The organism is Streptomyces sp. NPDC088097, assembly GCF_044741845.1.
Taxonomy (GTDB): domain Bacteria; phylum Actinomycetota; class Actinomycetes; order Streptomycetales; family Streptomycetaceae; genus Streptomyces.
The window spans coordinates 237857-255301 of record NZ_JBIUTJ010000006.1 but is presented as its reverse complement, the minus strand read 5'-3'; the positions used below and the strand labels follow the sequence as shown (position 1 = coordinate 255301).

The 17445-nt window shown below is 72.4% G+C and carries 16 protein-coding genes and 1 pseudogene; 5 read left to right on the top strand and 12 right to left on the bottom strand.

The annotated features are described in order from the left end of the window. The 4 genes from ACIOD1_RS20655 to ACIOD1_RS20640 all read right to left on the bottom strand — a co-directional run. Nucleotides 1-192 (bottom strand): hypothetical protein (locus ACIOD1_RS20655; protein WP_401903784.1); only part of this gene is annotated, 192 nt, incomplete at its 3' end. 87 nt (nt 193-279) lie between these two features. Then, complete coding sequence (locus ACIOD1_RS20650) at nt 280-957, bottom strand: hypothetical protein (RefSeq protein WP_401903782.1); 678 nt, start codon at nt 955-957, stop codon at nt 280-282. 571 nt (nt 958-1528) lie between these two features. Beyond that, the gene (locus ACIOD1_RS20645; RefSeq protein WP_365614033.1) at nt 1529-2278 is read right to left on the bottom strand and encodes a bifunctional DNA primase/polymerase; all 750 of its coding nucleotides are present in this window, start codon (nt 2276-2278) and stop codon (nt 1529-1531) included. A 161-nt stretch (nt 2279-2439) separates the two neighbouring features. Continuing rightward, nucleotides 2440-3051, bottom strand: a complete 612-nt coding sequence (locus ACIOD1_RS20640) for a TetR/AcrR family transcriptional regulator (protein WP_365614030.1) — start codon at nt 3049-3051, stop codon at nt 2440-2442. Nucleotides 3052-3199: 148 nt separating this feature from the next. Here ACIOD1_RS20640 and ddaH point away from each other — a divergent pair, with 148 nt between their 5' ends. Further along, nucleotides 3200-4009: a dimethylargininase gene (ddaH, locus tag ACIOD1_RS20635; protein ID WP_365614027.1), complete on the top strand. Its 810-nt coding sequence runs from the start codon at nt 3200-3202 to the stop codon at nt 4007-4009. Nucleotides 4010-4037: 28 nt separating this feature from the next. Here ddaH and ACIOD1_RS20630 read toward each other — a convergent pair whose 3' ends face one another. Beyond that, a complete protein-coding gene (locus tag ACIOD1_RS20630) occupies nt 4038-5069 on the bottom strand; it encodes a small ribosomal subunit Rsm22 family protein (protein WP_401903780.1) in 1032 nt (343 codons plus the stop codon). Nucleotides 5070-5138: 69 nt separating this feature from the next. Beyond that, nucleotides 5139-6470, bottom strand: coding sequence for a multidrug effflux MFS transporter (locus ACIOD1_RS20625; protein ID WP_401903778.1), 1332 nt, complete (start codon nt 6468-6470; stop codon nt 5139-5141). A 108-nt stretch (nt 6471-6578) separates the two neighbouring features. On the opposite strand from ACIOD1_RS20625, the gene ACIOD1_RS20620 reads away from it, so the two are divergent. From ACIOD1_RS20620 to ACIOD1_RS20610, 3 genes are all read left to right on the top strand, one after another. Continuing rightward, nucleotides 6579-7340, top strand: a complete 762-nt coding sequence (locus tag ACIOD1_RS20620) for an SDR family oxidoreductase (protein ID WP_365614018.1) — start codon at nt 6579-6581, stop codon at nt 7338-7340. 77 nt (nt 7341-7417) lie between these two features. After that, complete coding sequence (locus tag ACIOD1_RS20615; RefSeq protein WP_401903776.1) at nt 7418-8308, top strand: PhzF family phenazine biosynthesis protein; 891 nt, start codon at nt 7418-7420, stop codon at nt 8306-8308. Next, entirely contained in the window at nt 8308-8871 is a 564-nt protein-coding gene (locus tag ACIOD1_RS20610) for a GNAT family N-acetyltransferase (protein WP_401903774.1), read from the top strand. Before ACIOD1_RS20615 ends, ACIOD1_RS20610 begins: the two co-directional genes overlap by 1 nt. Before the next feature lie 68 nt (nt 8872-8939). On the opposite strand, the gene efeU is transcribed toward ACIOD1_RS20610, so the two are convergent. The 6 genes and pseudogenes from efeU to ACIOD1_RS20580 all read right to left on the bottom strand — a co-directional run bounded on the left by efeU (nt 8940) and on the right by ACIOD1_RS20580 (nt 15845). After that, nucleotides 8940-9803: an iron uptake transporter permease EfeU gene (gene efeU, locus ACIOD1_RS20605; RefSeq protein ID WP_365614009.1), complete on the bottom strand. Its 864-nt coding sequence runs from the start codon at nt 9801-9803 to the stop codon at nt 8940-8942. Between the two features lie 189 nt (nt 9804-9992). After that, on the bottom strand, nt 9993-11318 hold the full coding sequence (gene efeB / locus ACIOD1_RS20600; RefSeq protein ID WP_365614006.1) for an iron uptake transporter deferrochelatase/peroxidase subunit: 1326 nt from the start codon (nt 11316-11318) through the stop codon (nt 9993-9995). Nucleotides 11319-11346: 28 nt separating this feature from the next. Then, on the bottom strand, nt 11347-12498 hold the full coding sequence (gene efeO, locus ACIOD1_RS20595; RefSeq protein ID WP_401903771.1) for an iron uptake system protein EfeO: 1152 nt from the start codon (nt 12496-12498) through the stop codon (nt 11347-11349). Between the two features lie 165 nt (nt 12499-12663). Continuing rightward, complete coding sequence (locus ACIOD1_RS20590; RefSeq protein WP_401903896.1) at nt 12664-13572, bottom strand: heme ABC transporter ATP-binding protein; 909 nt, start codon at nt 13570-13572, stop codon at nt 12664-12666. Between the two features lie 32 nt (nt 13573-13604). Further along, a pseudogene (locus ACIOD1_RS20585) lies at nt 13605-14808 on the bottom strand (FecCD family ABC transporter permease). Between the two features lie 2 nt (nt 14809-14810). Further along, nucleotides 14811-15845, bottom strand: coding sequence for a hemin ABC transporter substrate-binding protein (locus ACIOD1_RS20580; RefSeq protein ID WP_401903768.1), 1035 nt, complete (start codon nt 15843-15845; stop codon nt 14811-14813). A 129-nt stretch (nt 15846-15974) separates the two neighbouring features. Here ACIOD1_RS20580 and ACIOD1_RS20575 point away from each other — a divergent pair, with 129 nt between their 5' ends. Then, entirely contained in the window at nt 15975-17423 is a 1449-nt protein-coding gene (locus tag ACIOD1_RS20575) for an HtaA domain-containing protein (protein ID WP_365613994.1), read from the top strand. Nucleotides 17424-17445 lie beyond the last annotated feature (22 nt).

The following is a 17445-nucleotide window of genomic DNA, read 5'->3' as shown; positions in this document are numbered from 1 at the left end:
CAACAATAACAACAACAACGGTGGAGGCGCGGCGAACAACAACAATAACAACAACAACGGTGGAGGCGCGGCGAACAACAACAATAACAACAACAACTGAACTTCACAGTCCGGCGGCCGGTGCTGCGAATTCACCGGGCCGCCGGGCTGTTGTGCGAGCGCCCGGTGATGCCCGGAGGTCGGCTGCTGCAAGCTCGGCGCTCTGTCTCCCGCGGCGATGGTGGTACCGACGGAAGCGGCGGCTGTCGGAGCACAGGCCGACTACGCCCAATCGAAGTTCTAGCGCTGGGCGCAGTGGATTTTCAACGCGCCCGAGATGACGGCGCTGTCCTGCCCGACATGACCCGCGGAGGACAAGCAGGCCTGGCGGTTGGTGGCGGCCGTCGCTTCATTCACCAATGGGGCGAGCTTTCCGCTCATCAGGGTGCGCGTGGGGTGAGAATGGGCGCCGCTTCCATTGTTGTTGTTATTGTTGTTATTGGTCCCGCCGCCCCCGTTATTGTTGTTGTTGTTCACGCCCCCATTGTTGTTGTTATTGTTGTTGTTGAATGTACCGGAGCCGTTGTTGTTGTTGTTATTGTTGTTGTATGTGCCGGATCCGGTGTTGTTGTTGGTGTTGACGTTCTGCGTTCCGATGTAGGTGTTGCCGCTTCCGACCTGCACCGGGTACGAGATCTCCTGGAGTGCCGAGCCCCCCAACGTCGAGGAGCCGTTGTTGTTATTGTTGTTGTTATTGGCTGTCCCCTTTCCGCTGTTGTTGTTCGTGTTGGTGTTTTGCGTGCCTGTGTAGCTGTTGCCGTCTCCGAGCTGCAGCGTGTACGAGATCCGCTGCAGCGGAGTGTTGCCGAGAAATGAAAGGAACTCCCCGTCGCCTTGAGCCTGGGCTGCTCCCGCACTGAAGAGAACTGCCGCAGTCGCGGCGACGCTGATCGCGGTAAACTGCTTGGTGAGCTTCATTTGGCCAACCTTTCATCGTCCCTGAAGTCCGGATCCCGAGACTCAGTCGACAGGATGGCGAAGGCAGGGGTTGAACGATCATCAGGCACGCTGGAGAGCCCGCCTTTTCCCCCGTACAGCCCCCCGATAGCCGTGTTGGTGGGGCCAATTCGCGGGGTGGCCCTCCCCGAAGCTGCTGTCGCAGATGTGCGAAGTCGTATCCGGCACGGCCCCCTTGGCCGGCGGGTGGTCGGGTGTGCTCGATGGGTACGGCGGTGGCCGGCCGCCACCGGAAACACCACGGTGGAAGCGTCGGCGGGAGGCCCGGGTGCCAGAGGACTCGCGATCACTGCGGAGGCGGGGGCTTCGTACGCCGGCCTGGCCGCCCGTGGGTTTCCCGTTGAACCGGCCCACCCCCGCGCAGCTCGCGACGGCGGGGCCCCGGGGGCGGCGCGCACGCCGTGGCGGTGGCCGACGGGGGCCGGGGCTGCCGCTCACCCTCCGGCGGCACCGCGTGCCGGCCCCGAACACCCGGCCCGGGCCGGCACCCGGTGCCGCCCGTGAAGGCCTGGCCGAGGTCTGGGCCGCGTGCCTAGCGCCCGAGGGGCCAGGCCACCGCCGACGGGGTCTGGTCCGTCGAGCCCGCGTACTGGGCGCAGGCGTCCGTGAGGGTCTCCAGGAGGGTCAGCGGGTCCGGCAGGGGATGGCTCATGTCGCGCAGCCAGGAGACCTCGAACTCGCCCGGCAGCATCGCCGGGGGGATCAGCACGTAGCTGCCGCGGCAGTGCCAGCGCAGGCCCGGGTGTTCGTCCATGGTCTCGGGGTGGCAGTCCAGCTCACAGGGCCACCACTCGTCCTCGTCCTCCGGCGTCCCGCGGGTGGCCGTGAAGAAGAGCATCCGGGCCTGGTCGCCGGTGCCGCCGGACTCGGCGACCGGGCCGACCTCGATGTCGGCGGCCAGGAGGCGTTCCAGTGCTCCGCGGCCGGCTTCGAGGGGGACGTCCAGGACGTCGTGGACCATGCCGGTGGCGGTGATGAAGTTGGCCTGGGGCTGGTTGCGGGCCCAGCGCTCGACCTGTGCGCGGTCGGTGGTCGACTGGGTCTGCCAGGCGAAGGAGACGGGGTGGCGCGCCGGCGTCGGACAGCCGATGCGGTCGCACGAACACCGGTACCCGGCGGGATGGGCGGCGGGGGAGATCGGGAGGCCGGCCGCGGCGACCGACAGGAGCTGCGCTTCGCGCTTCTCGGCGGGGTCTTCGGGGGCGGGTTTCGCGCGGCGGCGCAGCCACTGGGAAATCCTGCTCTGCTCGCCGCGTTTGACGCGGCCGGATTCAGACCCCATCTATCCCCTCACCTCACCGTTGCTACGGCAGACCGGCCCAGACCAAGACATCGTCCCACCATCCGTGGCACCGGGTGACCGCACCCCTCGATCGGGGTGCTCACATAACCACAGAATTCGGCCGTATGTTCTCGGCCGTCCGAGGCGTGGGCGGTGTCCGCCTATCGGACGGTGACGTATCCCACTCCGCCCAGCACCCCGTCCACCAGGGCATCCGCGAACGAGTGCGTCAGCGGGGCCGTCCGCAGCAACCAGCGGTACGTCAAAGGGCCGACCAACATCTCCACCGTCAGGCGCAGATCGATCTCCGCCGGCAGCTGCCCGGCGTCCCGCGCCGTGCGCAACCGGGCCTCGTACAGGGCGAGCTGAGGTTCGAGGAGCCGTTCGTGGAAGCGCGCCCCCAGCTCGGGGTCGGTGGCCCCGGCCGCGGTGAGGGCGCGCACGGGGGCCGCGTACCGCTCGTCGGCGAACTCGTCCACCGTCGCCCGCAGGACGGACTTCAGGTCGGCCGCGAGGTCGCCGGTGTCCGGGAAGCCCGCCGGGGCGGCGCCGTCCTCCACCTCCCCGGCCAGCGCGAGCGAGGCGTCGAGGAGGACGGCGGCCTTGGAGGGCCACCAGCGGTAGATCGTCTGCTTGCCGACCCCCGCGCGGGCCGCGATGGCCTCGACGGTCAGCTTGTTGTAGCCCACCTCGCCGACCAGCGCGAGGGCGGAGTCGAGGATCGCGCGCCGCGAGCGGTCACTGCGGCGGGCGGCGTCGGGGGCCTTGGTCATCGGGCCACGGTACCAACGCGAGACGGTCCGTCTTTCGGCCATCGTATAAACCACCCGATCAGTTCACTGCGCGGTCCCCCTTGAGGAGAGACGATTCTCTCGACGCACGCACACCCCGCCGTGCGTCCGTAGTCGTGAGGAGCCTTCTTTGCGCAGAGACGCCACACCCCGGCGCTACCTGATGTGCCCACCCGCGCACTTCAAGGTCACGTACTCCATCAACCCGTGGATGGATCCCACGAAACCGGTGGACCTGCCCCTCGCACAAGCCCAGTGGGAGGACCTGAGGGACCGCTACGTCTCCCTCGGCCACACCGTCGAGACCCTCGTCCCGCACCCCGACCTGCCCGACATGGTCTACGCCGCCAACGGCGCCCTCGTCGTCGACGGCCGGGTGCTCGGCGCCCGGTTCGCCCACCCGGAACGCACGGCCGAGGCGCAGATCCACCTCGACTGGTTCCGGCAGAACGGCTTCACCGACGTCCGGGAGCCCTCGCACGTCAACGAGGGCGAGGGCGACTTCGCCGTCACCGCCACCTACATCCTGGCCGGCCGGGGCTTCCGCTCCAGCCCGCTCTCGCACGCCGAAACCCAGGAGTTCTTCGGCCGCCCCGTCATCGGCCTCGACCTGGTGGACCCGCGCTACTACCACCTGGACACCGCGCTCAGCGTGCTCGACGGCGACGAGATCATGTACCACCCGGAGGCCTTCTCCCCGGGCAGCCGGGCCGTCCTGCGCCGACTGTTCCCGGACGCCCTGGTCGTGGGCGCCCGGGACGCGGCGGCCTTCGGGCTCAACTCCGTCTCGGACGGTCGCCACGTCCTCATCCCCCAGGCCGCGGCCGGCCTGATCGACCCCCTGCGCGAGCGGGGGTTCGAGCCGGTCCCGATGGACCTGGGGGAGCTGCTCAAGGGCGGCGGCAGCGTGAAGTGCTGCACCCAGGAGCTGCGGCCCTAGGCCTAGGCCCTGTCGTCGCGCGTTCCTTCTAGCCCCGGTCCTCGTCGGCCGGGGGCCACTGCTGCCCCCAGTCGACGTCCCGGGCCGCCTTGTACAGGTCGCCGTGGCGCTTGGTCACGGTGGCCCGGGACAGCCCCGGCGTGTCACCCTCCTCGGGACCGCACAGGTCCAGCAGGACGAGCCCCTTTCGGATCTGCGGCCTCCGCGTGATCCGGGAGGGGACCGGCGTGACCGGGAAGCGGGTCGCGGCCACGTAGGCGAACTTCTCGTCCTCGTAGGCGAGGGAGCCGCCCTTGACCTGCCGGTGCAGGGAGGAGCGGCTGACCCGGGCCGAGAAGTGGCACCAGTCCTGGCCGACCTCGATCGGGCAGGTCCCGTCGTGCGGGCAGGGCGCGGCGATCCGCATCCCGGCGGCGATCAGCTGCTCGCGGGCCTCGCGGACGCGCAGGTACCCCTCGGGCGTGCCCGGCTCGATCAGCACCACGGCCTGCCCGGCGCGGGCGGACTCGGCGACGACGGCCTGGCGGGCCTGGGGCGTCAGTTCGCCGAGTACGTAGGAGACCGTCACCAGGTCGGCTTCGGGCAGGGCGATCCCGGTGCCGATGACCGCCCGGCGCCACTCGGCCGCGCGCAGCGCCGGCGAGGAGGACCGCTCCGCGAGTTCCCGGCCGAGGGTCAGCGCGGGGTCCGCCCAGTCGAGCACGACGCTCTCGCGCGGGCCGTCCCAGGTGGCGTCCACCGCCCAGGCAGCGGCGCCCGTGCCACCGCCCACGTCCACGTGGGAGGCGGGCGCCCACGCGGGCGCGGCCACGACCAGCCCGGCCAGCGCGGAGCGCACGGCCTCGAAGGTGGCCGGCATCCGGTAGGCGGCGTACGCGGCCACGTCGGAGCGGTCGCGCAGTACGGGGGAGTCGGTGGGGGTGGTGCCGCGGTAGTTGGCGATGAGCCGCTCGACGGCGGCGGTGACCTGCTTCTGCGGCAGCCCGTCGAGCAGCCCGCCCAGCGCGGAGCGGAGGCTTTCGGCGGTGGTCGGGGCGGAGGCGGGGACGAAGGCGTTCACCAGCGAAGTTTAGGGCGCTCGGAGGGCGCCGCTTTCCCCTCAGGGGGGAAGCGGCGCCCGGGGGCGGCCTCAGAGGCTCGGGGCCGCCAGCGGTGTACGGGGCCGCCAGGGGCGGCACAGGCCGAGGAAGACGCCCACGGCCAGCAGGGAGCAGGTCAGCTGGACCACCGCCATCGGCACCGCCGTGTCCTCGCCGGCGATCCCGACCAGCGGCGAGGCGATCGCCCCGATCAGGAAGGAGGAGGTGCCGAGCAGGGCGGAAGCGGAACCGGCGGCGTGCGGGGTGCGCATCAGGGCCTGCGCGTTGGTGTTCGGCATGACCAGGCCCATCGCCGACATCAGGACGAACAGGCCGGCGGCGACGGGCACCAACCCGACCTCCCCGAACACCCCGGTGGACATCAGCAGCAGGGCCGCGGAGGCCGTGGTGATGACGGCGAGCCCCACGGCGAGGGCCTTGTCCAGGCTGACCCGGCCGACCAGCAGCTTCCCGTTGACCTGGCCGACGATGATCAGGCCGATCGAGTTGAGCCCGAAGAGCAGGCTGAACTGCTGCGGGGAGGCCCCGTAGATCTCCTGGATCACGAAGGGCGAGGCGGAGACGTAGGAGAAGAGGACCGCGAAGGCGAAGCCGCCCGCCAGGGTGTAGCCGGCGAAGACCCGGTCCCCGAGCAGCCCGCGCATGGTCCGCAGGGCGGCGCCCATCCCGCCGGTCTGCCGGCGCTCGGGGGGCAGGGTCTCGGCGAGCGAACGCCAGACCAGCACGGTGAGCGCGGCCCCGACGACGGTCAGGACGACGAAGACCCCGCGCCAGTCGGTGAAGCGCAGCACTTGGCCGCCGATGAGCGGGGCGATGATCGGGGCGGCCCCCGATATGAGCATCAGGGTGGAGAAGAAGCGGGCCATCTCGACGCCGTCGTACAGGTCGCGGACGACGGCCCGCGCGATGACGATCGCGGCCGAGCCGGCCAGGCCCTGGAGCAGCCGGAAGCCGATCAGCAGCTCGGCGTTCGGGGCGAAGGCGCACAGGACGGTGGCGAGGACGTAGACGACCATGCCGCCGAGGAGGGGTCGGCGGCGTCCCCACTTGTCGCTCATCGGACCGATCACCAGCTGCCCCAGTGCCATGCCGGCCAGGCAGGCGGTCAAGGTGAGCTGGACGGTGGCGGCCGGGCTGTGCAGGGCGTCGGTGACCTGCGGCAGGGCCGGCAGGTACATGTCCATGGACAGCGGGGGAAGGGCCGTGAGGCCGCCGAGCGCGAAGGTGACGAGCAGGCCGGTGCGGCGCGCCGCCGCCAGGGGGGCGGCGCCGGACCCGGGGCCCTTCAGGGGGATGGGGGCGGCGGGTCGGCCGGGGGACGGTTCGTCCGTGGGGGCCGTCGAAGGGCCTCTCTCCGACATGCGGAACTCCAGTCTTTTCATCTGCTTTACGCACCCCTGACCGACCCATGCTCTCAGCACTTGGAACGTCCGTGGAACGACGCGGAGCGTGACGTAGCCTGCGGCCCCATGAACGCACGCCTGAACAAGATCGCCGTCGTGACCGGGGCCGGCTCCGGGATCGGCCGCTCGGTGGCCCTCACCCTCGCCGGGGCGGGCTGGTCGGTGGCCGTGGCCGGCCGCCGCGCCGAGCCCCTGGAGGAGACGGCCGCCGCGGCCGGGGCGGGCGCGGACGTGTTCCCCGTACGGGCCGACGTGAGCGATCCGGACGACGTGACCGCGCTCTTCGCGGCCGTCCGCGAGCGGTACGGGCGGCTCGACCTGCTCTTCAACAACGCCGGCACCTTCGGCCCGGCCGGGGTCGCCCTGGAGGACATCTCCTACGAGGCCTGGCGCCAGGTCGTCGACGTCAACCTCACGGGATCCTTCCTCTGTGCCCAGGCCGCCTTCCGGGCCATGAAGGAACAGGACCCGCAGGGTGGCCGGATCATCAACAACGGCTCCATCTCGGCCCACGTCCCGCGCCCGAACTCCGTCGCCTACACCGCGACCAAGCACGCCATGACCGGGCTGACCAAGTCCCTGTCCCTGGACGGCCGTCCGTACCGGATCGCCTGCGGCCAGATCGACATCGGCAACGCCGCAACCGAGATGACCGAGCGCATGCAGACCGGCATCCTCCAGGCGAACGGGCAGTCGGCCGTGGAGCCCGTCATGGACGCCGCCGACGTGGCCCGCACGGTGCTGCACATGGCGGAGCTGCCGCTGGAGGCGAACGTGCAGTTCGCGACGGTGATGGCGACCGCGATGCCGTACATCGGGCGGGGCTGAGCCCCGGAGCGGGGCCCGCCCGGCATCCCCGCGGCGGCGGCGGGAATGCGGGAGGCGCCGGCCCAGTTGAGGCGATCATGACTAACGAGGTGCTCCGCTACACCGCCTTCTCCCACGACCCGGAAGGCGGCAACCCGGCCGGCGTCGTGCTCGACGCGAGCGGGCTCGACGACGCCCGGATGCTGGCGATCGCCGCAGAACTCGGCTACAGCGAGACGGCGTTCCTCACCGCCCCGCCCGAGGGCGCGGGCGGGCCGGAAGGCCGCTCCTTCACCGCGCGCTACTTCAGCCCCAAGGCGGAGGTGCCCTTCTGCGGGCACGCCACCATCGCCACCGCCGTGGCCCTGGGCGAGCGGATCGGGCAGGGCGAGCTGCTCCTCTTCACCCCGGCCGGCCCCGTACCGGTCTCCGTGACCGAGGACGGGACGGACGGCGGGGCCGACGGCGGGCCGGGCCGCGGTCTGCGGGCCGTCCTGACCAGCGTGGAGCCGCACGTAGAGGACATCGCCGACGCCGACCTCGCGGAGGCGCTGGCCGCCCTCGGCTGGCCCGCCGCGGACCTGGACCCGGCCATCGCCCCGGCCGTCGCCTACGCCGGAGCCCGCCACCTCGTGCTCGGCGCCGCCACCCGGGCCCGGCTCGCCGACCTCGACTACGACTTCGCCCGCCTGGAGGCGCTGATGCGCCGCCTGGACCTGACCACCGTCCAGTTGGTGTGGCGGGAGGGCCCGACCCTGTTCCACGCGCGCGACCCCTTCCCCGTCGGCGGGGTCGTCGAGGACCCCGCCACCGGCGCCGCGGCGGCGGCCTTCGGGGCGTACGCCCGCGAGCGCGGCCTGGTGCCCGAGGACGCCGTGCTCACCCTCCACCAGGGCGACGACATGGGCCGCCCTGGTGTCCTCACCGTCGAGCTGCGCGCCGGAGACCCCCGGGTCCGGGTCGGCGGCACGGCGGTCCGGATCGCCTGATGCGGCCGCGGTCGTACCCGCAGGCCGAGCTGCCGGAGGAACTCGCCGTCCAGGTCGCCGCCCTGGAGGAATCGGCCTGGCCCGGCTCGACCTTCGGGCACGACCCCGCGCTCGCCCCGCGCGTGCTGCTGCTCGTCGACGGGGCCGGGCGGGTGGGCGCCTCGGCGGCGCTGCTCTACAAGGAGGTCCGGTGCGCGGGGCGGAGCCTGCGGGCCGCCGGGCTCAGCGCGGTGGTGACCGACCGGCGGCTGCGCGGGCAGGGGCTCGGCGGCCGTCTGGTGACCGGGGCCCGCGAGGCCCTGGCCGCCGACCCGGCGGTGGACGCGGCGCTGTTCAGCTGCGACCGGCCGCTGGTCCCGTTCTACGAGGCGGCCGGGTTCGCCCGGCTGCCCGGCACCGTCCTGGTGGGCGGTACCCCGGCCGAACCGCTGGCCACCGACGCGCCGGGCTTCGCCAAGGAGGTGGTGGCGGCGTTCTTCACCCCGGACCCGGAGTCGGACCGTACGGCCCTGACCGGGATCCGGATCCCGCTGTACCCGGGGAGCGTCGACCGCCTCTGGTGAAGCGGCGGGCCCCTGTGGTGGCCGGGTGGCGGCCCCGGCAAGGCCCGGCGGCGCGCCCCCGGGCCCCGTCAGTCGCGCGTCGCCGGAGCCGGGGTCGTGGCCGGGGCGGACGGGGCCCCCGAGGAGCGGCCGAAGCCGGCCGGCAGCAGGAACAGCGTCAGGACGACGGCCAGGTACAGCAGCCACACGATCAGCTGCATGACCGTCGGATCGGGCTGGAAGTTGAAGACGCCCTTGAGCAGCACCCCGTACCAGCTGTCCGGCGGGATCGCCGCGGTGATGTCGAAGGCCTTGTCGGTCAGGCCGCCGAGGAAGCCCGCCTCCTGGAGGTCGTGGACCCCGTACGCGAGCACGCCCGCGGCCACGATCACCAGCATGCCGCCGGTCCAACGGAAGAACTTCGCCAGGTTGATCCTGAGCGCGCCCCGGTAGAAGAGCCACCCCAGCACGATCGCCGTCGCGATGCCGAGCAGCACCCCGATCAGCGGCGCCGAGGAGCCCTCCCCGCTCGCCCGGACCGAGGCCCACACGAACAGCGCGGTCTCCAGGCCCTCGCGGCCCACGGCCAGGAAGGCGGTCGCGACCAGCGCGCCGGTGCCCATGGCGAGGGCCGCGTCGAGCTTGCCCTCCAGCTCGCCCTTCAGGTGTCGGGCGGTGCGCTTCATCCAGAAGACCATCCACGTCACCAGGCCGACCGAGATGATCGACAGGCTGCCTCCGAGCAGCTCCTGCGCCTCGAAGGTCAGCTCCTGCGTCCCGAAGGTGAGCAGGGCGCCGAAGGCCAGCGAGATGGTGCAGGCGATGCCGATGCCGATCCACACCGGACGCAGTGCGGCCCGGTTGTCCGTCTTCACCAGGTAGGCGATGAGGATGCAGACGACGAGGCTGGCTTCGAGGCCCTCGCGCAGGCCGATCAGATAGTTGCCGAACACGGGGGTTCCTTTCCGGCGGGACTAGGGGGTGTCTGGTGGATCAGGGTCGGATGGGTCGCGGGGGCTGGTGCGGTGCGACGCAAGGCGCCGGAGCGTCTCGACAGCGGAGCCATCGGGGCGTTTAGGCAACGCGGCGAGGCGCTGTGCAGGACCCCGCGACCCATCCGACCCTGATCCACCGGACACTTCCTAGACGAACAGTGTCCGGCCCCACCAGTCGTCCTTGTCGAGGACGCCCGGCGGGACGGCGAAGACGGCCGAACCCACGTGTTGGATGTATTCGTTGAGCGCGTCGGACTTCGACAGACCGCGCTGGATGGGGACGAAGCCCTTGCGGACGTCGCGCTGGTAGGCCAGGAAGAACAGGCCCGCGTCGAGGCGGCCGAGGCCGTCGGTGCCGTCCGTGAAGGAGTAGCCGCGGCGCAGGATCGTCGCGCCGTCGTTGGTGTCGGGGTGCGCGAGGCGGACGTGCGCGTCGGGCTTCATCGCCTTCAGGAACGGCTCGTCGCGCTCCTTGGACTTGCCGACGGGTGCGCCCTCGCCCTTGTCGCGGCCGAAGACGTCCTCCTGCTCTTGGAGCGAGGTGCGGTCCCAGGTCTCGATGTGCATCCGGATGCGGCGGGCGACGAGGTAGGAGCCCCCGGTGAGCCAGGCGCTGCCGTCACCCGCGCCGACCCACACGTGCTTGTCCAGGCCGGCGGCGTCGGTGCCCGAGACGTTCCGGGTGCCGTCCTTGAAGCCCATCATGTTGCGCGGGGTCTGGGCGTCGGGGGTGGTGGAGGAGGTCTTGCCGAAGCCCAGTTGGGACCAGCGCACGGCGACCTTGCCGAAGCCGATGCGGGCGAGCTGGCGGATGGCGTGGACGGCGACCTGGGGGTCGTCGGCGCAGGCCTGGACGCACAGGTCGCCGCCGGAGCGGGCCGGGTCCAGGTTGTCGCCGGGGAACTGTTCCAGCTCGATCAGGGCCTCGGGGCGCTTGCCCTCCAGGCCGAAGCGGCCCTTGTCGAAGAGCCCGGGGCCGAAGCCGATGGTGAGGGTGAGGCGGGAGGCCTTCAGACCGAGGGCCTCGCCGGTGTCGTCCGGCGGGGCTTCGGGAAGGCCGCCGAAGCCGCCCTCGCCGACCGGTTGGCCGGCCGTCATCCGGCGGGCCGCCTCGGTCCAGTCCTTCAACAGGGCGACCAGCTCGGCGCGGTCCTTCGTCTTCACGTCGAAGGCCGCGAAGTGCAGGCGGTCCTGGACGGCGCTGGCGATGCCGGCCTGGTGCTCGCCGTGGAAGGCCACGGCCGCACCGGTCGAAGAGGTCGGGGCCATGTCCGAACCGCGGTCGAAGGCCACCGCGGCGCCGCCGGCCGCGGCGGCTCCGAGCGCGAGCCCGGCCCCGCCCCAGCCCAGGACGGCACGACGCGAGGGCGCGACCGGGCCGGCCGTCACTTCGCCGTCGCGCGCGACCGACGCGGACCGCTCGGACTGCTCCGGCTGTTCGGCCTGCGCCGGCTGTTCGGGCTGAGCGTTCATCGTGGCTCCCGCCTCTTCCTGACCGGTGTTACTTGGCGACCGCGGCGGCGAGCTTGGAGAGCGGCTCGGCCAGCGCGTTGACGCCGTCCGACAGCTCCTTGCGCTCCGCGTCACCGACCTTGTCGTAGGAGGTGAACTCGTAGCCGTTCTTGTCGGCGCGGTACTTGTCCAGCAGCGTGTTCAGCGCGGCGAACTGCGTCTCCAACTGCTTGGCGAGCGCCGGGTCGTTCTTCGCGGCGACCGGCTTGAGCAGCTCGAAGGCCTTCTGCGCGCCCTCGACGTTGCCCTTGAAGTCCACCAGGTCGGTGTGCGCGTAGCGGTCTTCCTCGCCCGTCACCTTGCCGGTGGCGACCTCGTCGAGGAGCTCCTTGGCGCCGTTGGCCATCGAGGTCGGGGTGATCTCCGCCTGGCCGACCCGCTTGTGCCAGTCCGTGAGGTCGGTCATCAGCTGGTCGGCGAGCTTCTTGTCACCGTCGTCGATCTTGTTGTCGGCGAACAGGGACTTCTCCAGGCGGTGCCAGCCGGTCCAGTCCTTGGCCGGGTCCTGGCCCGCCTCCAGGCCGTCCTCGCGGACGTCGACCTTCGGGTCGATGTCACCGAAGGACTCGGCGACCGGCTCGGTGCGCTCCCAGCCCAGGCGCGAGGGCGCGTACGCCTTCTTCGCGGCCTCCAGGTCGCCGGCCTTGACCGCGTCCGCGAAGGCCTGCGCCTTGGGGAGGGTCTCCTCGGCCTGCGCCAGGACGTAGCTGCGGTAGCCGGCCACGGCCGCGTCCAGCTCCGGGCTGCGCTTCTCGGTGCCGCCCTTGCCGGTTGCCTTGACCTTGGTGCGGATGCCGTCGCCCTTCATGCCGGGCTTGCAGGCGAACTCGTAGTCGCCCGCCTTGATCTCGGCGGTGATGGTGGCCTTCGTGCCGGGGCCGATGTTCTCGCGCTCGGCGACGATGCGGTCGTCCGGGAAGAGCACGTACAGCTCGGTGACCTTGGAACCCTTGTTCTCCACCTCGATGGAGACCTTGCCCGCCGGGAACTCCGTCGTGGACAGCTCGCAGGCCGTGTCCGTCGCGTTCACGTGGATCGCGCCCTCCCCGCCCTTGTCGCTCTTCTCCGCGCAACCGGTGACGACGGTGAGGGCGGCGACGACGGCTGCCGCGGTCAGGACGGTGAGGCGAGCGGGACGCATGGGGTCTCCTGGACGAGGATGGCGGCTTGGGAAGGCCGAGTGAGGCGGACCTAACTTAACCGAGGCTTACCTCAGCGACACCCACTCGTCCAGTGATACAGCTCTCACGTCCCGACTCCGGACACGAGGCCGTCACGGCCCCTTCAAGGCGACCTCAAGCCGAGGTCAAGCAGGAGTCAAATCCACCCTCGCGTCCCGTACGTCGCAAGGCTCCCCGGCGGGTTCCCCCTTGGCCCCGGCCGCGTCCCCGTCCCGTACGGGGACCACCAGCGCGGCCCCGGTCCTCGGGTGCGCGAGCACCTCGACGGGCTGCCGGTAGACCCGGCTGAGGAGCGCGTCCTCGAACACCTCGGACGGGGGTCCGGCCGCCGCGACGCGACCGTCGTGCAGGACGGCCGCGCGGTCGGCGTAGGCCGCCGCCAGCCCCAGGTCGTGCAGGACCACCACCACCGCGTCGCCGGCCGCGGCCCGCTCCCGGCAGATCCGCAGCACCAGCTCCTGGTGGCGCAGGTCCAGGGCGGCCGTGGGCTCGTCCAGCAGCAGGAGCGGGGCGCGTTGGGCCAGTACGCGGGCCAGCGCGACCCGGGCGCGTTCGCCGCCGGAGAGCGCCGAGAAGGGCCGGTCCGCGAACCGGGTGACCTCGGTGGCGGCCATCGCGGCGGCCACCGCCTCCTCGTCCGCGTCGGCGAGCGGGGTGCCGGCCCAGGGGGCGCGGCCCATCCGGACCACGTCGGCGACGGGGAAGGGGAAGGACAGCTCGGCCGCCTGGGGGAGCACGGCGCGGCGCAGGGCCAGCTCGGGGGCGGACCAGTCGCGCACCGGGCGCCCGTCGATCCGTACGGCCCCCGAGGTGGCGGGCAGGTCGGCGGACAGGGCGGCGAGCAGGGTGGACTTGCCGGCGCCGTTCGGGCCGACGAGGGCCAACACCTCGCCCGTACGGGCCTCCAGGCCGATCCCGGCGAGCACCTCGCGCTCCCCGAGGCGCAGGTGGAGGTCCACGACCTCCGCGTAGGCGGAGCCGATGGCGGGACGGGCCGGGACGGCCCGCCCGGCGCGGCCGAAGAGGCCGGTCAGTCCGCCGGTCAGTCTGTTGGTCGGTGCGCTGGTCACGCCCAGCCTCCTTGCTTGCGGCGGGTGCGGCGCAGCAGCCAGAAGAAGAACGGGCTGCCGATCAGGGCGGTCAGCACGCCGAGGGGCAGCTCGGCGGGCGCGGCCACGGTCCGGGCGGCCAGGTCGCCGCCGACCAGGACCACGGCGCCGGCCAGGGCGCTGCCGGGCACCAGGAAGCGGTGGCCCGGACCGTTCGCCATGCGCAGCAGGTGCGGGACGAGCAGGCCGACGAAGGAGATGATCCCGGCCACGGCCACGGCGGACGCCGTCAGCAGCGCGACGATCAGGATCAGCGCGAGGCGCAGCCGCTCCACGTCCACGCCGAGGTGGCGGGCCGGGCGCTCGCCGAGTGCGAGCAGGTCGAGCCTGGCGGAGTAGAGGGGGGGCGACGAGCAGGCCGAGCAGGGCGCAGGGCAGGACGGCGAGCACCTTGGGCCAGGTGGCCTGGGCGAGGGAGCCGAGCTGCCAGAAGGTGATCTGGTTGACCTGGCCGCTGTCCGCGAAGAAGACGAACAGGCCGATCAGGGCGCCCGCGAAGGCGTTGACGGCGATGCCGGTGAGGATGAGGGTGACCACCTCGCTCCGGCCGCCGTTGCGGGAGAGCAGGTAGACGGAGCCGACCGTGATCAGGCCCGCGACGAAGGCGCAGGCGGTGATGGTCCAGTTCCCGAGGAAGGTCAGGCCCAGCCCGATGGCGGCGACGGCGCCGACGGCGGCGCCCGCCGAGATGCCGATCACGCCGGGCTCGGCGAGCGGGTTGCCGAAGACCCCCTGCATCAGCGCGCCCGCGCAGCCGAGGCTCGCGCCGACCAGCAGGGCGAGGACCACGCGGGGCAGGCGTACGTTCCACAGCACGCTCTCCCCGACCCGGTCGAGGGGGGCGCCGCCGAGGCCCAGGTGGTGCTGGACGGAGGCGAGGACGTCCCCGGTCGGGATGCGGAAGGCGCCGACCCCGGCGGAGAGCACGGAGAGGGTGAGCAGCGCCAGCGTCAGGGCGACGGTCAGCACCAGGGCCTTGCCGGGTCGGGCCCGGCGCGGGGCGGGGGCCGGGGCCCCGTCGGACCCCTCGGACGGGTGGGCCGTTTCGGGTGCGCGGGCCGCGTCGGCCCCGTCGGCCGTTTCGGCTGCGCCGGGTGCGCCGGCCGCGTCGGAGGGTCGGGCGCCGAGGTCGCCGCACGGGGCTTCGAAGGAGAGGGTCATCGTCAGGCACCCTTGCCCTTGCCGTAGAGCTGCGCGACCAGGGAGGAGAGCACCTGGTCGGTGCGGGGGCCGTAGTTGAGCAGGACCCCGTCGTCCACGGTGAGCACGCGGCGGTCCATGCCGGCCGGGGTCTGGGCCACGCCCGGGATCTTGACGAGGCCGTCCACCCCGCCGACCGACTCCAGGCCCTTGGTCATGACCAGGATCGCGTCGGGCGCGGCGGCGGCCAGTGCCTCGCTGGTGATCGGGGTGAAGTCCTTGCCGAGCCCGGACTCCTTGCCGGTGTCCACGGCGCCGGCGGCCTCCAGCAGGGAGGCCGCCCCGGAGTCCGAGCCGCCCAGCAGGTAGACGGAGGCGGTGCCGCGCAGGTAGAGGAACGCCACGCGGGGCTTCTTACCGGAAGCGGCCGGAACGTCCTCGCGCACGGCCGCGATCCGCTCGGCGGTGCGCTGCCTCAGCTGCGCGCCGGCGTCCGTGACGCCCAGCGCGGAGGCGACGGCGTCGATCCGCTTCGGCACGTCGTCGAGGGACTTGGCCGGGGTGACGAAGAGCACGGGGATGCCCGCGTCGCGGATCTGCTGAACCGCTTCTCCGGGACCGGTGGTCGTCTCGGCCAGCACCAGTGTCGGGCGCAGCGAGAGCACGCTCTCGGCGGAGACGTCGTGTCCACGTGTCACCACCGGCAGGGACGCGGCCTGTTCGAAGGTGGCGGTGATGTCACGGGCGACGACCCGCTCGCCGAGGCCGAGGGTCTGCACGATCTCGTTGAGGCTGCCGCTCAGCGGGATGATCCGCTCGGCGGAGGCGACGGTGACCCGGGTCCCGTCGGCGGAGGGCACGGTCACCGGGAGCGCCGGCCGTGGAACGGCCGCGAGGGGTTCCACCCGGTCCGGGAGCGCGGAGGCGCTGTGGGCGGGGGAGGAGCCGGCGGGAGCGGCCGTACCTCCGCAACCCGTCACGGCCACTGCCAGTGCTGCCACGGCGAGGGCGAGACGGGAAACGCGGGGAACGCGGCTTGACGCGGCGGGCGTAGGCACGAAGGCACCGTCCTGATCGTCCGACTGGAGGTTGAGTCCTGGCTGTCCGTCGGCACCGGGGGTTCCCCGCTCGACCGGGATAGCTTAGGTTAGCCTAACTTCACTAGCCAGCCCCTGGAGGGGACATTCATGTCCGCAAGACCCGCCCGCGCCTTCGCCGTCGCCGTACTGGCGGTGCTGCTCGGGGCGCTGCTCCCGGCCACCACCGCCGAGGCGGCGGGCCGTACCGTGCAGGGGGGTCGGCTCGACTGGGGAATCAAATCCTCGTTCCAGAGTTATGTCACCGGACCGATCGCGAAAGGCGGTTTCAAGCTGAAGAGCGGCGCCGCCACAGTGGGCGGCAGCCTGTTCCGCTTCCACTCCGCGAACGGTTCCTACGACCCCGATTCCGGGGAGTTCAACGCCTCCTTCTCCGGCGGCGTCACCTTCCAGGGCCACCAGAAGCCCGACGGCGCGTACGAGCTGGACATGACCGTCAGCCGTCCCACCGTCCGGATCTCCGGCGGCCGAGGCACCCTCTACGTGGACGTGTCCGGCAAGGCCAAGGACACCGGCGCGGTCACCACCGAATCGCAGGTCCCCTTCGCCACCCTCGGCCTCGGCGGGGTGGACATGAAGGGCGGCGGCAGCCCGATCGCCCTCACCAACATCCCGGCCACGCTCACCGCGCAGGGCGCCAAGTCCTTCGCCGGCTACTACGCGGCCGGCGCCGCGCTCGACCCGGTCTCACTGTCCGCCGACGTGTCGGCCCCGGCGGCCGGCGGGGGCGCGCAGCCCTCGGGGTCGCCGAGCCCGTCCGCGTCCGCCGAGACCCCGCAGACGCAGGGCGCGTTCACCGACGCCGCCGTCGACTGGGGTGTCCGCCGCACCTTCCGCGAGTACGTCACCGGTTCCATCGGCCAGGGCAAGTGGACCCTCGCCGAGGGCGCCCAGGACGGCGGCGCGCTGTTCCGCTTCGCGCAGGGGAAGGGATCGTTCGACGGCCAAAAGGGGATGCTCGACGCCGCGTTCGCCGGTACGGTCCGGTTCACGGGTGCCCATCTCGACCTCACGCTCGGCAAGGTGAGCGTGAAGGTGGAGAACGGCAAGGGCGTCCTGACCGCCGACGTGACCACCGGCGCGGAGACGAAGGGCGCCGTCGCGCTCGTCGAGTTCGACGCCAAGGGCCTCAAGACCGAGGGGAAGCTCGCCACCTTGACCGAAGCTCCGGCCACCCTCACCGAGGGCGGTGCCCAGGCCTTCAACTCGATGTACAAGGCCGGCACCGAGATGGACCCCGTCTCCCTCGCCGTGGCCCTGGACGGCAGCGCGCAGCTGCCGGCCCTGCCCGACCTCGGCTCCACGGCCTCGCCGGCCCCCGCGCCGCAGTCGGCCTCGCCCGCCGCCCCGCCCGTTCCCGCCGCCGAGGCACGGGACTCCTCGAACACCGGGCTGTACGTCGCCCTCGCCGCGGCCGTTCTGGTCCTGGCCGGCGGTGCGGCCTTCCTGGTGGTGCGCGCCCGCCGCGCCAAGGCGACCGCATCCGCCGCCGCGGCTCCCGCGGCCACCGCGCCACCCGCGTCCCCCGACGCGTCGTAGCGCCGTTCCACCCCCACCTTCC